We start from the raw sequence: 17,883 nt of genomic DNA on the forward strand, positions 1-17,883 counted from the left end.
CCGGGAAGGTGCTAGACGTCGCCCGCCATGAGTGAACCGACCGTCCCCGCGGGCCCCCGCCGCGCCACGCTGGCCTTCATCTTCGTCACCGTCCTGCTCGACATCCTGGCCATGGGGATGATCATCCCCGTGCTGCCGAAGATCGTCGTCTCCATGCTGGGCGGCGACACCGCGCGGGCCGCGGGCGTCTTCGGCGTGTTCTCCACGGCCTGGGCGCTGATGCAGTTCTTCTTCTCGCCGCTGCTCGGTGCCGTCTCGGACCGCTTCGGCCGGCGGCCGGTGATCCTCCTGTCCAACTTCGGGCTGGGGCTCGACTACATCCTCATGGCGCTGGCGCCGACGCTGGGCTGGCTGTTCGCGGGCCGGGTCATCTCCGGCATCACCTCGGCGAGCATCAGCACGGCCAGCGCCTACATCGCGGACGTGACGCCACCGGAGAAGCGCGCCGCCAGCTTCGGACTGATCGGCGCCGCGTTCGGCGTGGGCTTCGTCCTGGGGCCCGCGCTCGGCGGGGTGCTGGGCGGCGTGGATGCGCGCCTGCCCTTCTGGGTGTCCGCGGGCCTGAGTCTGGCCAACGCGCTGTACGGCCTGTTCGTCCTGCCGGAGTCCCTGCCTCCCGAGCGGCGCAAGGCCTTCGAGTGGCGGCGCGCCAATCCGGTGGGCGCGTTGAAGCTGCTGCGCTCGAACGCCGAGGTGCTCCGGCTGTCGAGCGTCCAATTCCTCTATCAGCTCGCCCACGTCGCGCTGCCCAGCGTGTTCGTGCTGTACGCGGGCTACCGCTTCGGCTGGGACGAGCGCACCGTGGGGATCACCATGGCGGGCGTGGGCCTCAGCTCCGGGCTCGTGCAGGGAGTCCTGGTGCGGCCCACCGTGAAGAAGCTCGGGGAGCGGCGCGCCCTGATGCTGGGGCTGTTCTTCGGCGCGCTGGGCTTCATCCTCTACGGCCTGGCCCCGACCGGGCTCGTGTTCTGGCTCGGCGTGCCGGTGATGGCGCTGTGGGGGCTCACCGGCCCCGCGGCCCAGGGGTTGATGTCCCGCCGCATCAGCCCCTCGGAGCAGGGCCAGTTCCAGGGCGCGCTCTCGAGCATCATGGGCATCGCGGGGATGATCGGCCCCGCGATGTTCACCCAGACGCTCGCGTACTTCATCGGCCCGGGGCTCGGCTGGGGTCTGCCCGGCGCGCCCTTCCTGCTCGCCGCGCTGATGCTGGTGTGCGCGATCGGCCTGGCCGGCTGGGCCACGAGCCCGCGCGAGGAGGCCGCCGTTAGCCCTACCGCCTGACGCAAGCTACAGGCAGGAGTCCAAGGTTCCTGTACGAGGGAACCGCAATAGACACATACAGGGTTGACGTAGTGGGAGTTACCCGAGAAGCTCGACATTTGTGCCACGTTCCGACTGGCCCAGTTGGCACTGGGACGAGAGGACACGAAGCACAAAGAAAACCCACCTTTAACTAAAGGTGTCGCACAGCGACGGGCTCAGACCACTTGCGGCGCAGGTACTCAGCCACCAGTCGACGATGGCAATGCTCTGAAGTGGCTTCGCTACACAGCAAGCACCCACGGTCGAAGAGCGTCGGCGTAAACTTATCCTCGACGCGCCGCTGCTCCAAGAGAGCCAAGAAGCGTCGCTCGTACTCTCCCCAATCTCCCTTCTCCTTCTTGTAGGCAGCAAGCATATCTTCCGTCGGAGCAAGCAATGGCTCGTACACGTAGTCGATGCCTCCAATGACGCGTAGAAACCAAGCCAAATCCTGAGCTTTGGCAAAGCCTGCGAGTTGCGAAGTGTTATTGAGACGAACGTCGATTACGCGCTTTACCCCTGCGGTTTGGAGGCGCTTGAAGAAGTGCTCGGCGGAGGTCTGCGTGAATCCAATGGTCATCAGTTCCATAGAATCCCCTCTACCACGAGACCTACTGTCGCGTTCCCCGTTCGTCATGTGAAGGGGAGGACTCATCCTGCTCCGCCCCCACCTCCGTGTAGGCAATGGTGGCACCACGTATCTCGTAGGCTCGCGTAAGCGGTTCTCCCATCGCTTCGTGCACGAACATGTCACGCATTCGCTGCCCTGTAAGCTTGAGCAATCTTAGCTCGGTCGCTGCATTTTCCTCGACACGACCGTTCGCCAAAATATGACGAATGCAAGCACCGCGTGCCCCCAAGTGCCGCGCGACTAGGATGTTACGGTGGCAGTCCAACGGATCCTTTTCCGTGCACATGAGAGCGATGCGGTAACGCTGAGTTCCCTTTAGTACCCGCTCCAATCCTGCTTGAAAAAAAGAGGTTTTTGCTATGAGTTCGTAAACGGCGGTGCCATCGCGGTAGCAGGCACGATCCTTAGGCCGTGCGCCTAGTTCCTCCCCTAGAAAGGAGTAGGCTATCCCTGCCTCGGCCAGAACTACCTTCAACGCGGACCGATTGAACTGCGGCGTGAAGCGAGAAAAAGGCGTCGAGCGCACATCGGCTACTGCGGTGATTCCGGCACCCCGCAGAAGCGCGGTGAACTTCTTCACATCGTGGTTGGAGTGACCAATGGTGTAGATCACCAGTGAATCGCTTCCACCCATGGTTCGCGAACCACCGCTCATGCCATCAACCTAGTAGAAGAGGACGTTATTGACCATGACCCAACAACGACCATCGTCCTTGAATGGATTGGCGAGGCCCAAACGCACATGAGCTAATCGCCGCCTCTTGCGTAACTCTACGACTGCCTCCAGTCCACCTTCCTCATACATTGCGCGGATTGTCCTACTGACCACCGGAAAATTGTAAGACACGCCCTCAGCGTCATAGAACCAACACCGTAATTGAGGGCCTTTGGGCTTTTCTCTCTCTTCGAACCCCATCCGCCTACAATCGACGGAGACGGCCCCGAGAGACGGGCAATCGCTCCCTTCCAATACGTACATTCCTGACTTTAAATGACCAGCAAATAGCTGCCTCACCGACGCATGCTCACTCTCCGCCAGCCGTGACGGTAACTGTGCGGGCGGAACACTACCGATTAACTCGGGCTCCTCCTTAATGATCACGTCCTCTCGGGCATGAGGGAGGCCACGCGTATTGCGTGCCTTCGAGGGAACGAGTTGCACAACATTCCCCATCTCGAAGAGGTGCTCACCCGCCATTTCCTCGGCCCAGTGCTGACCCGGTCCAGCCAGCGGCCGTACCATGCACTTACGTTCCAAGTCCCAACCAGCAACGCACACATGCCCGTTATGCATGAGGGTTACGTCAGTGACGATGATCTGCATATCCCCCCTACCTCAATTGATGGACGGCAAGAAGCATACCACCCAGTAGCCCCATTTACGATGTGGGGGCGAGAACAGCACCGCCGCTCGGCTCTTGGTGGCACACTACTCCCACTCCGCCCAGCCTGTGCGCGATCGGCCTGGCCAGGTGGGCCACGAGCCCGCGCGAGGAGGCCGCTGCGGCGGCTCCGGCCCCCACGCCCTGAGCGGGGCTCAGGTCTCGTGCAGGACGCGGCCTTCCATGCCGCCGGCCACGGTGATGACCTCGCCCGTCACGTGGCCGGAGATGCGGTCGGAGGCCAGCGTCACCACCACGCGCGCCACGTCCTCGGGACGGCCCACCTTGCGCAGCGGCATGGTGCGTGTCACCCGGTTGATGAAGGCCGGGTTCTCCAGCTTGTCCTTGTGGCGCTCCACCGCCGTCCAACCCGGGCACACCGTGTTCACCCGGCCCATCGGCGCGATGCGGGTGATCTCGTTCTTCAGGCTCTTGAGGAAGCCGCTCGCCAGCGCGCCCTTCGCCGCCGCGTAGTCCGAGTGCCCCGCCTCCCCGAACAGCCCCGCCGTCGAGGCGATGATGATGATGTTGCCCGTGCCCGTCTTCTCCACGTGGCGCAGGAAGGCGCGGCAGCTCAGGAAGACGCTGTCCAGGTTCTCCGCCAGCGTCCGGCGCCAGCGCTCCAGCGACATCTGCCACACGCCCTCGTCCGGCGGCGGCCACACGCCCGCGTTCGCCACCAGCACGTCCAGCCGGCCCAGCTCCTTCACCGCCGCGGGAACCATCGCGTCCACGTCGGACTCGGACGTCAGGTCCGCTCGCACCGCCGTGCCGCCCAGCTCCTTCGCCAGCGCCTGGGCCTTGTCCTCGCTCCGGTGGTAGTGCACCGCCACCTTCGCCCCTTCGTCCGCGAAGGCCCTCACCACCGCGCTCCCGATGCCCCCCGCCCCCCCGTGCCGAGCCCTCCCTTGCCTCGAAGATCCGTATCCATGGGCCGCCCTCTAGCAGAGCAGGCCGCTACTCCTCCAGGGCCTGTGCTCCGAACTTCCTGGCCGCCTCGAGGAACTCGTCACTGAGGCGCGTACCGCGAACGGCTCGCGACAACGTCAGCGCCCCGTACATGAGCGCCAGCAACGCGATCGCCTTCTCCCGGGCCTTCTCCCCCTGCCCCACCAGGCCACTCAAGTCATGGATGAACCCGTTGAGCTCGCTCTCCAGCGCTCCCCGGTAGGGCTCCCCTTCCCTCGCGACCTCCGAGGCGATGCTCGGCAGGGGACACCCCACCTCCGGGTTGTCCCGGTGCTTCCGCGACAGGTAGCGCTCCAGCACGCTCATCATCGGCGTGCGCGCGGGGTCGTTCGTCGCCCGCTGGAGCATCGCCTTCCACATCGCCCGCGCCGTGCTCCGGATGGTCTCGGTGAAGAGCTGCTCCTTGGACTCGAAGTGCCCGTAGAAGCCCCCCACCGTGAGCCCCGCCCCCTTCATCACGTCCATCACGGAGCTGCCTCGAATCCCCCGCTCCCGCAGCAGCGCCGCGGCGGACTCGAGGATGGCCTCGTGGGACTTCTGCTTCTGCTCCGCTTTCTGGCTCATGCCGCCACCTCGCGCCGGTTCATGATGGGGATAATGTTTCGCCCCTCATGGGTCAAGGCTCGCTCGGACTCCGGACGAGGGGCGGCCCGGGGGCTCAGAGCCGCTCGAGGACGGTGGCGATGCCCTGGCCTCCACTGACGCACAGCGTGATGAGCGCGGTCTGCTCGCCGGTCCGCTCCAGCTCGTCGAGCGCCGTTTACCGCGTCGATGACGTAGCTCGTGGTCATGTTCGCCCCTCTTCGTGAACACTAATTACGACCGCAATATGATATGGACAATCCGCAACCGGGCCCGGCGCAAGGACGGATGGCGCCAAGGCTCTTTTCAAGCAGGCGCCGCCCGGCCATGGTGCGCGCGTCCATGAGCTTCTCGCCTCCCCTCACTCCCCCCTCCGAGGTCACCGCCGTCCTGCGCGAGCGCGGCTACGCCGTCCTCAGCCGCTCCGGCCTGTGCGAGCTGGTGGGTACCCCCGCCTCCTCACTCGATGCCCTGCGCCCGACCTGGGAGGGTCTGCTTCCCGATGGTTACCTGCGCGACGGCGGCCGCTATCGCTCCCGCAGGCACTCGTGCTTCGTCGTCGAGGGCTCGGAGGTCAGACCCGTGCCCCACCGCGCCCACTGGCAGCCCGTCGAGTACAACGCGCTTCATGGCGGGCTGGAGCGGTGGTTCGAGCCGATGACCTCCGCGGTGGTCGATCAGCCGGTCTGGGCCCAGTTGCTGCGCGGGCTCGCCGCGTGCTGCTCCGCTATCAAGGGGGCACAGCCGTGGTTCGTCGAGGCCCATCAGTTCCGCATCGACACCACGGATGGCATTGGCCGGCCGACTCCCGAGGGTGCGCATCGGGACGGCGTCGACTTCGTCGCCGTGCTCCTCGTCGGACGCGAGGGCATCAAGGGCGGCGAGACCCGCGTGTTCGAGGCCTCCGGACCCCATGGCATCCGGTTCACCCTCACCGAGCCTTGGTCAGCTCTGCTGCTCGATGATGAACGGGTGATTCATGAGAGCACCCCGATCCAGCCCCTGGGTGAACGGGGGCACCGGGATACCCTGGTGCTGACGTTCCGCTCCAGGGGGTTCCAGGGGCCCACCGCTTCGGCGGGGTGAACGGGTTCAACCCCAGGGACTGATACCCTCACCCCGTCCCTCTCCCGAAGGGAGAGGGGATATTGTGGGCGAGGTATCGACTCGAGTGGCTCAGGCGTCGAGGCGCAGGAGCTTGCGCGCTTCCTGCGGCGTCGCCAGCGTCCGGCCCTTCGCCTTCGCTCGCTTCGCCGCCTCCGCCACCAACTCCCAGTTGCCCTTCGCCAGCACGCCCTTGGACACGTAGATGTTGTCCTCGAGCCCCACTCGCGCGTTACCGCCTCGCTCCGCCGCCAGCTCCACGAACGGCAACTGGTGCCTCCCCACCCCCGCCACCGTCCACGTGCTCCCCTCCGGCAGGGACTTGATCATGAAGTCCAGCGCGTCCTCCCGCGCCGTCAGCGCCCCTGGCACCCCCAGCACGAAGTCGAAGTGGCCCGGCAGGTCCGCTACCCCTTCCTTCGCCAGCGCCCTCGCCTCGTCCACCATCCCCACGTCGAAGCACTCGAACTCCGGCCTCAGCCCCAACGCCTTGATCCGCTTCGCGATGTCCCGGACCAGCGGACGCGGGTTCCAGAACACCTCGTCCCCGAAGTTCACCGTCCCCGTCGTCAGCGTGGCCATGTCCGGCCGATCCTCGCCCGTCAGCCGAAGCCCCCCGCACCGCTCGTCCACGCCCATCCCCACCGCTCCTCCCGTGGAGACCTGGATGAGGATGTCCGTCCGCTTGCGGATGGCCCGGATCGCCGCACGGAACAGCTCCGTGTCCTGCGACGGCTTGCCGTCCGGCGTGCGCACGTGCAGGTGCACCATCGCCGCTCCCGCCTCCCGGCACTTCGCCGCGTCCTCGGCGATCTCCTCCGCGCTGATCGGCAGGTAGGGCGTCTGCTCGCGCGTCGTCTCCGCCCCCACCATCGCCGCCGTAATGACCATGGGGTTCATCGCTGACCTCGCTGTTTGTCCTTCGGCACCACGCAGGTCCCGCTCGCCCGGCACACCACCACCGGCTCCGCCAGCACGTCCGCCGCCGAGTCGTTCACGTCCGGCCTCGGGCGGATCACCTTGCGCGCCTCGAAGCGCATCTTCCTCGACGTGTTCCCCGTCTGGATGATCTCCCCCTCCGCCTCGATGAAATCCCCCGCGTACACCGGCGCGAGGAACTCCACCGAGTCGTACGCCCGGAACAGGCCCTCGTCCCCATCCATCCGGATGCACAGCTCGGTGGCCACGTCGCCGAACAACCCCAGCATCCGCGCACCGTCCACCAGGTTTCCACCGTAGTGCGCGTCGTGGCTGCTCATGCGCAGCCGGATGACAGCCTTCACGTTGCTCACTTGGGCTCCCCCTCCCAGTGCACGTTCTTGTCCTCCTTGCCTTCCTTCTGGAGAACCTGGTGCACGATGTAGTTGGCCACGTCCGAGGGCTTCGTCCCCGGGCCGAAGCCCACGTCGAAGCCCAGCTCCAGCGCCAGCTTGAGATCCACGCGCGGCCCCCCCAGCAAGAGCAGCGTCTTGCCGTGGATGCCCGCCGCCTTCGCCGCCTCGATGAACTGGCGCGAGTTGTCCTTGTGCACGTCCCGCTGCGTCACCACCTGCGACACGAGGATGGCGTCCGCGTTGCGCGCCATGGCCTTCTTGATGAGCTCCTCGTTGGGCACCTGGCTTCCCAGGTTGAAGGCCTCGAACCAGGGATAGCGCTCCAGGCCGTAGTCGCCCGCGTACCCCTTCATGTTGAGGATGGCGTCGATTCCCACCGTGTGCGTGTCCGTGCCCGTGCACGCGCCGAACACCACGATGCGCCGCCCCACCTTCTCCTTGATGAGCGCGTTGAGGTCATCGAACCCGAGCTTCTTCACCACCACCTCGGGAACGTCGATCTCCGCGTAGTCCAGCGAGTGCTGCGTGCGCGCGTACACGATGAAGAACGTGTACGTGTCGGCGGCGCGCTCGGCGGCGGCCACCTTCACGTCGGAGAACCCCATCTTCCGCGCGAACACCGCCGCGGCTTCCTTGGCCTTCTCCGACAACGGAACCGGCAGCGTGAACGACAGCTGCACCACGCCGTCATCGCGCCGGTCGCCGTAGGGGCGGATGATCTGCTTCGTCGGCTTCGTCGCCATGGCCGTTACTTCCCCTTCCTGGCCGAGGACTTCGCGTACGCGACACTGCCGGCCACCTTCTCCGCCAGCGTCTCGAAGCGGTCCTTCTTCTTCGCGTCCATGTGGAAGACGAGCGACCAGGTGGTCTTCCCGTCACAACCCACGTACGTCACCGTCTGCACCGACTCCGCGCCGTCCGGCGTGGTGTCCGAGTCCACGCGGCGCGCCGCCGGGGCCTTGCCCAGCTTGAGCTGCTTCCAGCCGCCCGGCTCGCTCCCCATGGCCGCGAGGATCTTCTCCAGGCACTTCTGCGGCTTCATCCCCGTGGACTGCACCGTGCCCACGTCCACCAGCAGGTACGCGTCCCCGGCCGGGTCATCGAAGCGCTGGGTGCCATCCGCCTCGGACTGCTGCCACTCGGAGGGCACCTGCAGCGCGAGCGTCTTCACCTCGTACTTCGTCAGCTCCGCCGCCGGCTCCCCGGCCGCGAGCACCATCACCAGCAATGAGCCGAGCATCATGGCGCCTCCAGCATGTCCTGGAACGGGTTGAAGTAGTCCGGCGCCTTCTCCAGCACGCCGTCCAGCCCCTTGCCGCCCGTCTCCGTGCGCTTCACGTCGCCGAAGTGGCCCCGGCCAATCGCCGCCACCATGCCGTCCCGCTGGCACTCCTCCAGCAGCTCCATGGCCTTGCCGAACACCTCGCGCGCCCGGTTGGCGATCTTCCCGTCCTCGCGCACGGTGAACTCCTCGTCGATGCCCGCCGCCGCCCGGTGGATGTAGCTGGCCGCCTTCAGCGCCACGTACCGGTCCGCCAGCAGCGGCGTGTGCATGGCCTCCGTCATCATGCCCAGCAGCTGGATGCCCTGCCGCGTCCAGATGGCCACCAGGTCCGCCATCACGTCGTACGCGTGGCTGAAGAAGATGTCCGTCTCCTTGTGCTTGGTGGGCGGCATGTACTTCAGCGGCGCGTTGGGGAAGCACCGGCGCACCAGCATCGCCTGCGACAGCTCCAAGAGCAGCGTATCCGCCCGGTACGGGTCGATCTCGTACGAGTGCCCCAGGCCCAGCTGCCAGTCCTTCAGGCCCGCGCGCCTGGCGAAGGTCTCGTTGATGAACTGGCTGGCGATGACGGTGTGCGCCGCGTCGTACGCGTCCGCGGTGGTGATGTAGTTGTCCTCGCCGGTGTTGATGATGATGCCGGCGGCGGCGCAGATGCGGCGGCTGAAGTACTGGTCGATGAAGGTGCGCCGCATGTTGATGTCGCGGAACAGGATTCCGTACATCGCGTCGTTGAGCAGCATGTCCAGCCGCTCGTAGGCCGCGGCGAAGGCGATCTCCGCCATGCACAGACCCGACGAGTAGTTGGTCAGCTGGATGTAGCGCTTGAGCTTGCGGCCCTCGTCGTCCAGGGCCTCGCGCATGATGCGGAAGTTCTCCTGGGTGGCGTACGTGCCGCCGTAGCCCTCGGTGGTGGCGCCGTGGGGCACGTAGTCCAGCAGCGACTGCGCCGTGGAGCGGATGACGGCGATGATGTCCGCGCCCGCCTGCGCCGCCGCACGGGCCTGATCCACGTCGTCGTAGATGTTGCCCGTGGCGACGATCACGTACTTGTGCGGCGCCTGGCCACTCCCCAGCTCCTTGCGCAACGCGTCACGCTGGGCGATGCGGGACTTGAAGTCGTCCATGGCGGCGCGGGCCTCGGCGCGCACCTCGTCGCGGAGGTTCTGCTCCATCTCCGGGGAGAGGGGCCCCAGCTTCTCCGCTGGCAGCGCGGTCAGCCGCTCCACGGCCTCCATGGGGCTGCGCGCCCCCATCTGCAGCGCACGGCCGTACCAGTACGCCGCGCCCTTGTTGAGGACTCCGGCCGCCTTGAGCCGGTCGACCATCAGGTTGGCGAGCGGCACGCCTCCGGCTCCCGCGTCGGAGATGCCGAAGAAGCGCAGCACGGTGCGCTCGACGGAGACGGTGGTATTGCGGCGGATGAGCTCGAAGATGGGCTCGGTGATGTCTTCCGCCAGCTTTCGCGCACGGGCGATCTGCGCGTCATCGATGAACGGACCTGGCATGGTGGCACCTTACTATACGTAACGCGTTTCGAAGAGGCGGCGCAGGGCGGGCTCGGCGCGCAACAGCTCGAGCGTGAAGTCCGCGTGCCCGGGCACGTAGCCACTGCCCACCACCATCGTCACGTCCTTGCCCACACCCTCGGCACCCAGCGCCGCCGCGGTGAAGCTCGTGGCCATGGAGAAGAGGATGACCGTGCCGCCGTCCTTCGCGCTGAGGATGGAGGCCATCTCCGTATTCCCCACCGAGGCGCAGTTGATCACCAGGTCGCACAGGGCGCCATCGGTAGCCCGGGACACCGCGTCCATGGTGTCCACCGCCTGGGTGGCATCCACCTTCAGGCCCACGTCGCACAGCCCGATGCCTTGCAGGGTATCGAGCGCCTGCTGGGAGATGTCGAGGGCCAGCAGCCGGCCCTGGCCCTTCAGGCTGCGCCGCGCCTGCGCGAGGCACAGCGCGCCGCTCTTGCCCGAGCCCAGCACCGCTACCGTCATGCCCGGGCGCAGCCACCGCGCCACGAGGGCCGGCGCGCCCGCCACGTCCAGCGCCGCCAGCGCCAGCGTGTCCGGCATGTCCGTGGGCAGCTTCGCGTAGAGGCCCGTGGCGAAGAGGATGGCGTGGCCGCGGATGTCCACCCGGTCGATGGACGGGTGCACGGCCTTCACCTCGTCGATGACGAGCGGCGTCAGGCTGAGGCTCACCAGCGTGGCGATGCGGTCGCCCGGCTGGAGCTCGCCGCGCGCCGGGTGCTTGGGGCCGATCTCCTTCACCCGGCCGATCAGCATGCCGCCCGAGCCCGTCACCGGGTTCTGCATCTTGCCGCGCTCGCGGACGATCTCCTGCACGCGGGCGGCGATGCGCGCCGGCTCCGCGCCCACGTCGTCCTTGATCTGCTTGAAGGACGCCGCGTCGATGTTGAGGCTCTCCACGTCGATGAGGAGCTCGGCCTCCCGGCAGGGCAGCGAGGGTTCGAGCTTGCGCGCCCGCTGGGGCAGCACGCCCTTCTCCCCCACCACGCGGGACAATCCGTATCGGTCGATGCTCATGGCTTCTCCAGGCCTCGGGTGGGCACGTGTCCCACCCGCTCGGGATACACGGCTAGCGTGTACCCGGGGGAACGGTGGAGCGCCAGAGGCAACGTGACCGGACGGCGACAACGCCCCGCGTCATCGCCGGCCTCGTTCCAGGGAGTGAGAAACGCCCGGGCGCCTACTCGATCGCGAGCCGCGGACCGATGACGGACAGCGAGCGCTCGAAGCGGTAGTTCACGCCGGTGTGGCCGTCCTCGAACTCCTCGTGCACGGCCTCGACGCCGCCGTTCTTGAGGTCCTCGGCCATCATCCGCGCGCCCCAGCGCAGGTTGAACTCGTCGCGCGAGCCGCAGTCGATGAACACGGTCTTCAGCTTGCGGAACGCGTCCAGGAACTTGGGCACGAAGCGCACCGGATCATGCACCAGCCAGCGGTTCCACACGTCCAGGCGCATGCGGCCCGTCTGCGCGTCGAAGGGCAGCTCCAGGTTGAGCGGCTCGCCCTTCTTCGGCGAGTAGGCCGCCGCCATGGCCAGCACGTTGATGACGCTGAAGTCCTCGCCGCGCGCCTTGGTCTCGCGGGCCCGCCGGGTGAAGTCCTGGTACCAGGCGTCCACTCCGCCCGCCTTGAGCAGCGCCGAGGCGGCCTTGGGGAGATCCGGCAGGTAGCAGTACTCGAAGTAGGCGTCCGGAGACTGCGCGCTCAGGTGCGAGAAGATCTCCGGGTGGTAGCGGCCCATCACCAGCGCGCCGTAGCCGCCCGAGCTGTGCCCCACCACCGCGCGCGCCGCCGCCTTGGGCAGCGTGCGGTACGTGCGGTCCACGCACCCCACCACGTCCTTGGCCAGGAAGTCCCGGTAGCGGCCGATGGCGTCGCTGTTCACCCACTGGCTGCCGCCCAGCGACGTCCACCCGTCCGGGAACACGCCGATGACCGGGGGAATCGTCCCCGCCGCCACCAGCGCGTCCAGCCGCTCGGGCACGCTCACCGAGAAGGCGGAGAAGTTCGTCCACGACTTGCCGCTGTTGGAGAACGCGTTGAGGAAGTACACCGCCGGGTAGCGCCGCGTGCCCTCCGCGTAGCCCGGGGGCAGGTACACCAACAGCTGACGCCGCGATGGATCTCCCAGCGCATTGGACTCCAGCGCCGGCGAGTGCATCTCCTGCGTCTCGAGGACTCCCTTCATCGCGTTCCCCCTCCAGGGACCTCCCGGCTCAGCCTCGCTGCCCGGGTTGCTTGCCGAAGAACTTCATCACCTGCTGCAGGTCCTCCCACGCCTTCTTCTTCTCCGCCGGTTGGCGCAGCAGATAGGCCGGGTGGAAGGTGGGCATCAGCTTGATGCCCTCGTACTCACGCCAGTTGCCCCGCATCTTCGTGATGGGGGTGGTGTCGCGCAGCAGCGTCTGCGCCGCGAACTTGCCCAGCGCGACGATCGCCTTGGGCTGCACCGCCCGGAGCTGCGCGAGCAGGAACGGCTCGCACGCCGTCACCTCGTCCGGCTCCGGGTTGCGGTTGTTCGGCGGACGGCACTTCACCACGTTGCAGATGTAGACGTCGTCGCGGCGGTACCCCATCGCCTCGATCATCTTCGTCAGCAGCTGGCCCGCCGCGCCCACGAAGGGCACGCCCTGCGCGTCCTCGTCCGCCCCGGGGCCCTCGCCCACGAAGGCCAGCTCCGCGCGCGGGTTGCCCGAGCCGAAGACGATGTTCTTGCGTCCGTTGCACAGCTTGCAGCGGCGGCAGTCGCCCAGCTCGCGGCGGATTTCATCCAGTGTCGGCCGCTCGCCCTCCACCACCCCGGGCAGCGGACCCGCGGTCGGGCGCACCACCTGGGCAGGGGCCTCGATGAGCCTCGACGCGGGGGCTTCCCGGCGCGCGGGAGCGGGCTCGGGGGCTCGGGCGGCCAGCGGGCGCTCGGGCTCGGGAGCCGGGGCTCTCGGGGGCGGCTGGGCGGCGGGCGCGGGCTGCGCGGCCACGGCCGGGGCGGGCTTCGCCGTCTGGGCTCGCAGACGCGCGAGTCCCGCTCCGCGCAGCTCGGCGGCCAGGCGTGCGTCTACCTGGAGGAACCGGCCACCGTCCTCCTCCTGCCAGAGGAGGTGACGGCGCAGATCCTCCAGCACTTCGCTCAACTCCTGCGAGGTCTCGGGGGCTTCGCTCACGATGACTCTGGGTTTATGGGTCCGGACGCCCCGGTTCAACCGCCTGCCGGGTAGGGTGCCCGTACGCTTACCCCAGCGTCGAGTACGACGCCATGGTGGAAATCCGTTGGGGACTGATTGGGGTCCCCGGGGGACTGATTGGGGTCCTTACTATCGAGGGGTCAGGAGGTCCTGGATGAGCCCCAGGATGGACCGGGCCACCTCGCGCTTCGTCCCGGACAGCTCCCGCTGCTTCCCGTCCCGCGTCAGCACCGTCACATGGTTCGTGTCCACCCCGAAGCCCGCTCCCGGCGCCGACACGTCGTTCGCCACGATCGCGTCCAGGCTCTTGCGCTCCAGCTTGTCCCGCGCGTACTCCACCACCCGCTGCGTCTCCGCCGCGAACCCCACCAGCACCGGCCGCTTCGCCCTCCCCGACACCCGCCGCGACGCCTCGGCCAGCACGTCCGGCGTGCGCACCAGCGTCAGCGTCTCCGGGCCCTCCGACTTCTTCACCTTCTGCTCCGCTCGCGTCTCCGGCTTCCAGTCGCTCACCGCCGCCGAGGCGATGAAGCAGTCCACCTCGTCCACCCTCGCCAGCACCTCGCGCGCCATGTCCTCCGCGCTCACCACGTCCACCACCTCGTAGCCGCTCCGCTCCACCGCCCCCACCGGACCCAGCACCACCGTCACCTTCGCTCCCAACCCCCGCGCCGCCTCCGCCAGCGCCAGCCCCATCTTCCCCGTCGACGGGTTGGAGATGAACCGCACCGGATCCAGGTACTCGCGCGTGGGCCCCGCCGTGATGAGCACGTGCCGGCCCGCCAGTGGGCCCGGAGCGAAGAGGCGCTCCGCCGCCTCCACGATGTCCTTCACCTCCGCCAGCCGCCCCGCTCCCACGTCTCCGCAGGCGAGCATCCCCGCCCCAGGACCCACGAACTGGAAGCGCGGCTCCGCTCGCAGTGCCGCCACGTTCTCCTGCGTCCGCTCGTTCTCCCACATCGCCACGTTCATCGCCGGCGCCAGCAACACCGGCCCTCGGAACGCCAGCAGTGAGGTCGTCACCGCGTCGTTCCCCATCCCCGCACGGATCCGCGCCAGCAGGTCCGCCGTCACCGGCGCCACCACGTACAGCTCCGCCCAGCGCGCCAGGTCCAGGTGCCCGAAGTTCCCCTCCTGCGCCGGATCGAAGTAGTCCGTCAGCACCGGGTGCCCGCTCAGCGCCTGGAACGTGAGCGGCGTGACGAACTGCTTCGCCGCCTCCGTCATCGCCACTCGCACCTGCGCCCCGGCACGCCCCAGCTCGCGCACCAGCTCGCACGCCTTGTACGCCGCGATGCCGCCTCCCACTCCGACGATCACCCGGCGCCCCTGCAGAGCCGAAGCTTCCATACCGGGTTCATTACGCGGGCCAGGTCGGGCTCGCAACCCCAGTGCACGGACAGGCGGGAAGACCCTCACCCCCACCCTCTCCCAGAGGGAGAGGGGGTTGACGCGGATCCAACCTGGGGCCTCGATACCCTCACCCCGACCCTCTCCCGAGGGGAGAGGGAATCTTGCTCACGGACCGAGGACGATGTCTCCCGAGGCTGGGAGTTGCACCGTGCGGATCACCGGGCCTCCCTCCATCTCCGTGTGGAAGTTCGTCCACACCAGCGTGTAGCGCCCCGGCGGGAAGCCCTGCAGCGTCACCCGCTCGCCCCTCGGCTGGTAGAGCAGTTGTCCGTAGCCCACCTTCAGCAGCGCCGTCGGCGGGCTGCTCACCGCCCCCACGTCCCCGGCAATCACCCACAGCGCGTTGCCCCTCTCGGGCGTGAGCTGCACCGTCACCGACGCCGTCCCCGGTGCCGGCCCGATGTCCAATCGCTTCTCCCCTCCCTCCACCTGCACCAGCAGCGCCGGCTCTCCCGAGAACTCGCGCGCCGCTCCCAGCGCGAAGCGGTAGTTCCCCGGCGCCACGTCCACGCTGTACTTCCCGTCCGGCCCCGTCACGATGTTCACAGGCTCGCCCCGGTCCGCGTTCACTCCCTCCAGCTGGAAGCCCGCCGCCGGCGTGCCGTCCGCCCGGTACACCGTCCCGTACAGCTTCGTCGCCGGCTTCAGCACCAGCTCCACCGGCTGCTGCCCCTCGCGCGACGCCTGCGCCGACGCGCTCAGCCTCCCCTTGCGCGCCGAGACCGTGAACCTCGCCACGAACGCCGGGCTCGGCAGCGTGAAGCGTCCGTCCGGCCCCGTCAGCACCGAGTCCTCGCACGCATCACACCCCACCACCGCGTCCGCCACCGGTCCCCCTCCCTCGTCCCTCACCAGCCCCGTCACCGATGGCGCCCGCTCCAGCACCAGGTCTCCCAGGTCGCTCGGCTGCGCCGGCTTGTCCACCATCAACGGCTCGAAGCCCGGCGCCTCCACCGACACGATGAGCCGATCTCCCGCCGTCTGCAGCGCCACCTCGAAGCGTCCGTCCGGGCTCGACACGTCGTGCTCGTCCAGCCGGAAGCGCTTCACCGGCTCCCCGTTGGATGCCACCACCCGGCCCGTGAACGTCCCGCGCTCCTCCATCACCACCCGCACCGCCTCTCCCCCCGGTGAGGCCTGCACACGCTCGCGCTGATCGAACTTCGCGTGCCGCGCCTCCACCAGGTAGGGCCGCCCGGGCTTCAGCGCACGCACCTCGAAGCGCCCCTGCCCATCCGTCACCACCGGCTCGGCCATCCGCGGCAGCACCGACACCGAGGCCTCCGCCACCGGCGCGCCCCGCGTGTCCACCACCTCGCCGCGAATCACCGCTCCCGGCTCCAGCGTCACCGTCACCTTCTGCGTCTGCCCGTCCGCCACCACCACCTTCTGCCGATCCGAGGGCAGGTAGTCCTTGTGCGCGGCCACCATCGAGTACGTCCCCGCCGGCAGCCCCCGCATCGGCACCATTCCGTCCGGCCCGGACGAGGTGTCGCTCCGGAAGATGTTCTCGTTGTCCACCCACAGCACCACGTCGGCGCCCTCCAGCCGGCGCCCCTCCCCCATCACCGTCACCTCCAGCGCCGCCCGGGGCTCCAGCTCCAGCTTCACCCCCTCGGCCGGCGCCGTCGCCTTCACCTGCCCACCGCCCCACTCCGAGTGGTGCGCGTGCAGCTCGTACAGGCCCGGCGTGGGCACCGGTGCCGTGAAGTTGCCCTCTCCGTCCGCCGACACCGCGTCGCCCGTGGGCTGCACCAGCACCGACACGTTGGGCGCCGGCCGGCCGTACTGGTCCAACACCTGCCCGCGAATCAGCGTGGCCCGGGCCAGCTCCAGCTCCAGCGTCGTCTCGCCCTGCTTCACCCGCGCCGGCAGCTGCGCGTCCCGGTAGCCCTCCGCCTTGCCCTCCAGCACGTAGTCGCCCACCGCCAGCGGGCCGAACTGCACCAGCGCTCCCGTGGCCGCCTTCTGCGATTGGATGGGCCTGCCCCGTGACGTGCGCAGCACCAGCTGCGGCGAGGCCACCGGCTCCCCCGCCTCGTCCACCACCGTCACCAGCAGCGTGCCCGCGTCCTCCAGCTCGAGCGTCACCTGCGTGAACTGCTCGCTCAGCGTCAGCGTGCGCGGAATGGCGCCCAGCTTCCCGGCCTCGGCCGTCACCACCAGCTCGTCCGGGTACAGGCCCTCGAAGCGCGCCACCCCGCCCTCGGCTCGAGCCTCCCGCGACAGGTGGTCCGCCTTCAGCCGCACCGTGGCCGTCACCGGCGTGCCCTGCCGCATGACGCGCACCTCCAGCGTCCGCGACGTCTCCAGCCTCAACCGCACCGGCTGCGGGCCCGCCTCCACCAGCGGCTCCACCGCCGGCAGGAAGCCCTCCGCGCTCGCCAGCACGTAGAAGGGGCCCTCGCCCAGCCCGGACAGCGTGAAGCGCCCATCCGGCCCCGCCACCGTCTCGGACGGCAGCGGCACCTTGCGCGACACCGCGTACACCCGCGCCCCCGCCAGTCCCCGGCCCGCCCCGTCCACCACCTGCCCGCCAATGCTCCGCAGGGGCGGCAGGAACAAGTCCACCGGATCTCCCGGGGCCGCGCGCTCGCGCATGGCCGCGCCAAAGCCCGGCGCCCTCGCCCACACGGAGAAGGACACCCCGGCCAGGTGCTCGAAACGGAAGCGCCCCTGCCCGTCCGTGCGCGCCGTCGCCTTCGGCTGGAGGAATCCCCGCGCCTGCTCGAAGAAGGCCAGCGCGTGCAGGCCACTCTCCCGCGCCGGACACGCCAGCAGCGCCTGCCCACACTCGTCACACCGCACCGAGGTGAGCGTCCTCTGCGCGCTCGCGGACAGGAACACCTCCGCGCCGGGCACGGGCCGGCCCGCGGAGTCCAACACCCGCCCCGTCAGCGTGAGGCCCTCCTCACTGCCGGAGGACACCTCCACCGCCTCGAAGTCGGGCAACACACGGGCCGCGGACGCATCCACGGCGGACGACGGCGGCGGCGGTGGCGTACCTTGAGGCCACAACACCGCCACCGCCACGATGACCAGGGCGGCTGCCGCCCCTATGACGAGCCATTTGCGCATGGGACGGCGCGGGACGTTACCCCCGCGACCGGCCTGCCAACCGACATTCCTGGCCTTTCATTCCGGCCAAGTCGCCCGGCGGACGCCTT

The 17,883-nt window shown here is 68.7% G+C and carries 16 protein-coding genes and 1 pseudogene; 2 read left to right on the top strand and 15 right to left on the bottom strand.

The window, feature by feature from the left end; all coding sequences use genetic code 11:
* Positions 1–27: 27 nt before the first annotated feature.
* Positions 28–1,281, top strand: a complete 1,254-nt coding sequence (locus AC16DP_RS50285; protein WP_329734430.1) for a TCR/Tet family MFS transporter — start codon at positions 28–30, stop codon at positions 1,279–1,281.
* Between the two features lie 172 nt (positions 1,282–1,453).
* Here AC16DP_RS50285 and AC16DP_RS50290 read toward each other — a convergent pair whose 3' ends face one another.
* The 5 genes and pseudogenes from AC16DP_RS50290 to AC16DP_RS50310 form a co-directional block, all read right to left on the bottom strand.
* The gene (locus AC16DP_RS50290; RefSeq protein ID WP_329734429.1) at positions 1,454–1,891 is read right to left on the bottom strand and encodes a DUF488 domain-containing protein; all 438 of its coding nucleotides are present in this window, start codon (positions 1,889–1,891) and stop codon (positions 1,454–1,456) included.
* Positions 1,892–1,913: 22 nt separating this feature from the next.
* A complete protein-coding gene (locus AC16DP_RS50295) occupies positions 1,914–2,588 on the bottom strand; it encodes a DUF488 domain-containing protein (RefSeq protein ID WP_329734428.1) in 675 nt (224 codons plus the stop codon).
* 9 nt (positions 2,589–2,597) lie between these two features.
* Positions 2,598–3,257 (bottom strand): dual OB domain-containing protein, encoded by a 660-nt coding sequence (locus AC16DP_RS50300; protein ID WP_414640812.1) that lies wholly within the window; start codon positions 3,255–3,257, stop codon positions 2,598–2,600.
* A gap of 213 nt (positions 3,258–3,470) precedes the next feature.
* A pseudogene (locus AC16DP_RS50305) lies at positions 3,471–4,246 on the bottom strand (SDR family NAD(P)-dependent oxidoreductase).
* A gap of 26 nt (positions 4,247–4,272) precedes the next feature.
* Positions 4,273–4,848: a TetR/AcrR family transcriptional regulator gene (locus AC16DP_RS50310; RefSeq protein WP_329734426.1), complete on the bottom strand. Its 576-nt coding sequence runs from the start codon at positions 4,846–4,848 to the stop codon at positions 4,273–4,275.
* A gap of 360 nt (positions 4,849–5,208) precedes the next feature.
* Here AC16DP_RS50310 and AC16DP_RS50315 point away from each other — a divergent pair, with 360 nt between their 5' ends.
* Positions 5,209–5,952 carry a 2OG-Fe dioxygenase family protein gene (locus tag AC16DP_RS50315; protein WP_329734425.1) on the top strand — a complete coding sequence of 248 codons (744 nt, stop codon included), beginning with the start codon at positions 5,209–5,211 and terminating at the stop codon, positions 5,950–5,952.
* Between the two features lie 90 nt (positions 5,953–6,042).
* Here AC16DP_RS50315 and kce read toward each other — a convergent pair whose 3' ends face one another.
* From kce to AC16DP_RS50365, 10 genes are all read right to left on the bottom strand, one after another.
* Complete coding sequence (kce, locus tag AC16DP_RS50320) at positions 6,043–6,870, bottom strand: 3-keto-5-aminohexanoate cleavage enzyme (protein WP_414640811.1); 828 nt, start codon at positions 6,868–6,870, stop codon at positions 6,043–6,045.
* Positions 6,867–7,262: a 3-aminobutyryl-CoA ammonia lyase gene (gene kal, locus AC16DP_RS50325; protein WP_483957119.1), complete on the bottom strand. Its 396-nt coding sequence runs from the start codon at positions 7,260–7,262 to the stop codon at positions 6,867–6,869. Before kal ends, kce begins: the two co-directional genes overlap by 4 nt.
* Positions 7,259–8,047, bottom strand: a complete 789-nt coding sequence (gene kamE / locus AC16DP_RS50330) for a lysine 5,6-aminomutase subunit beta (protein WP_329734424.1) — start codon at positions 8,045–8,047, stop codon at positions 7,259–7,261. Before kamE ends, kal begins: the two co-directional genes overlap by 4 nt.
* A gap of 5 nt (positions 8,048–8,052) precedes the next feature.
* Positions 8,053–8,547, bottom strand: coding sequence for a hypothetical protein (locus AC16DP_RS50335; RefSeq protein WP_329734423.1), 495 nt, complete (start codon positions 8,545–8,547; stop codon positions 8,053–8,055).
* On the bottom strand, positions 8,544–10,094 hold the full coding sequence (gene kamD / locus AC16DP_RS50340) for a lysine 5,6-aminomutase subunit alpha (protein ID WP_329734422.1): 1,551 nt from the start codon (positions 10,092–10,094) through the stop codon (positions 8,544–8,546). The genes AC16DP_RS50335 and kamD overlap by 4 nt, the downstream gene beginning before the upstream one ends.
* Positions 10,095–10,106: 12 nt before the next feature.
* A complete protein-coding gene (gene kdd / locus AC16DP_RS50345; protein ID WP_329734421.1) occupies positions 10,107–11,138 on the bottom strand; it encodes an L-erythro-3,5-diaminohexanoate dehydrogenase in 1,032 nt (343 codons plus the stop codon).
* A gap of 163 nt (positions 11,139–11,301) precedes the next feature.
* On the bottom strand, positions 11,302–12,309 hold the full coding sequence (locus tag AC16DP_RS50350) for an alpha/beta hydrolase (protein ID WP_329734420.1): 1,008 nt from the start codon (positions 12,307–12,309) through the stop codon (positions 11,302–11,304).
* Positions 12,310–12,337: 28 nt separating this feature from the next.
* Positions 12,338–13,285, bottom strand: a complete 948-nt coding sequence (locus AC16DP_RS50355) for a uracil-DNA glycosylase (RefSeq protein WP_329734525.1) — start codon at positions 13,283–13,285, stop codon at positions 12,338–12,340.
* A 147-nt stretch (positions 13,286–13,432) separates the two neighbouring features.
* Entirely contained in the window at positions 13,433–14,653 is a 1,221-nt protein-coding gene (gene coaBC / locus AC16DP_RS50360) for a bifunctional phosphopantothenoylcysteine decarboxylase/phosphopantothenate--cysteine ligase CoaBC (RefSeq protein WP_329734419.1), read from the bottom strand.
* A 168-nt stretch (positions 14,654–14,821) separates the two neighbouring features.
* Positions 14,822–17,794, bottom strand: a complete 2,973-nt coding sequence (locus tag AC16DP_RS50365; RefSeq protein ID WP_329734418.1) for a carboxypeptidase regulatory-like domain-containing protein — start codon at positions 17,792–17,794, stop codon at positions 14,822–14,824.
* Positions 17,795–17,883: the final 89 nt, after the last annotated feature.

Source organism: Archangium sp., assembly GCF_057119385.1.

Coding starts and splice junctions, on each gene's coding strand:
- AC16DP_RS50285 (WP_329734430.1), top strand. CDS start 28: ATGAGTGAACCGACCGTCCCCGCGGGCCCCCGCCGCGCCACGCTGGCC.
- AC16DP_RS50290 (WP_329734429.1), bottom strand. CDS start 1,891: ATGGAACTGATGACCATTGGATTCACGCAGACCTCCGCCGAGCACTTC.
- AC16DP_RS50295 (WP_329734428.1), bottom strand. CDS start 2,588: ATGAGCGGTGGTTCGCGAACCATGGGTGGAAGCGATTCACTGGTGATC.
- AC16DP_RS50300 (WP_414640812.1), bottom strand. CDS start 3,257: ATGCAGATCATCGTCACTGACGTAACCCTCATGCATAACGGGCATGTG.
- AC16DP_RS50310 (WP_329734426.1), bottom strand. CDS start 4,848: ATGAGCCAGAAAGCGGAGCAGAAGCAGAAGTCCCACGAGGCCATCCTC.
- AC16DP_RS50315 (WP_329734425.1), top strand. CDS start 5,209: ATGAGCTTCTCGCCTCCCCTCACTCCCCCCTCCGAGGTCACCGCCGTC.
- kce (WP_414640811.1), bottom strand. CDS start 6,870: ATGAACCCCATGGTCATTACGGCGGCGATGGTGGGGGCGGAGACGACG.
- kamE (WP_329734424.1), bottom strand. CDS start 8,047: ATGGCGACGAAGCCGACGAAGCAGATCATCCGCCCCTACGGCGACCGG.
- AC16DP_RS50335 (WP_329734423.1), bottom strand. CDS start 8,547: ATGATGCTCGGCTCATTGCTGGTGATGGTGCTCGCGGCCGGGGAGCCG.
- kamD (WP_329734422.1), bottom strand. CDS start 10,094: ATGCCAGGTCCGTTCATCGATGACGCGCAGATCGCCCGTGCGCGAAAG.
- kdd (WP_329734421.1), bottom strand. CDS start 11,138: ATGAGCATCGACCGATACGGATTGTCCCGCGTGGTGGGGGAGAAGGGC.
- AC16DP_RS50350 (WP_329734420.1), bottom strand. CDS start 12,309: ATGAAGGGAGTCCTCGAGACGCAGGAGATGCACTCGCCGGCGCTGGAG.
- coaBC (WP_329734419.1), bottom strand. CDS start 14,653: ATGGAAGCTTCGGCTCTGCAGGGGCGCCGGGTGATCGTCGGAGTGGGA.
- AC16DP_RS50365 (WP_329734418.1), bottom strand. CDS start 17,794: ATGCGCAAATGGCTCGTCATAGGGGCGGCAGCCGCCCTGGTCATCGTG.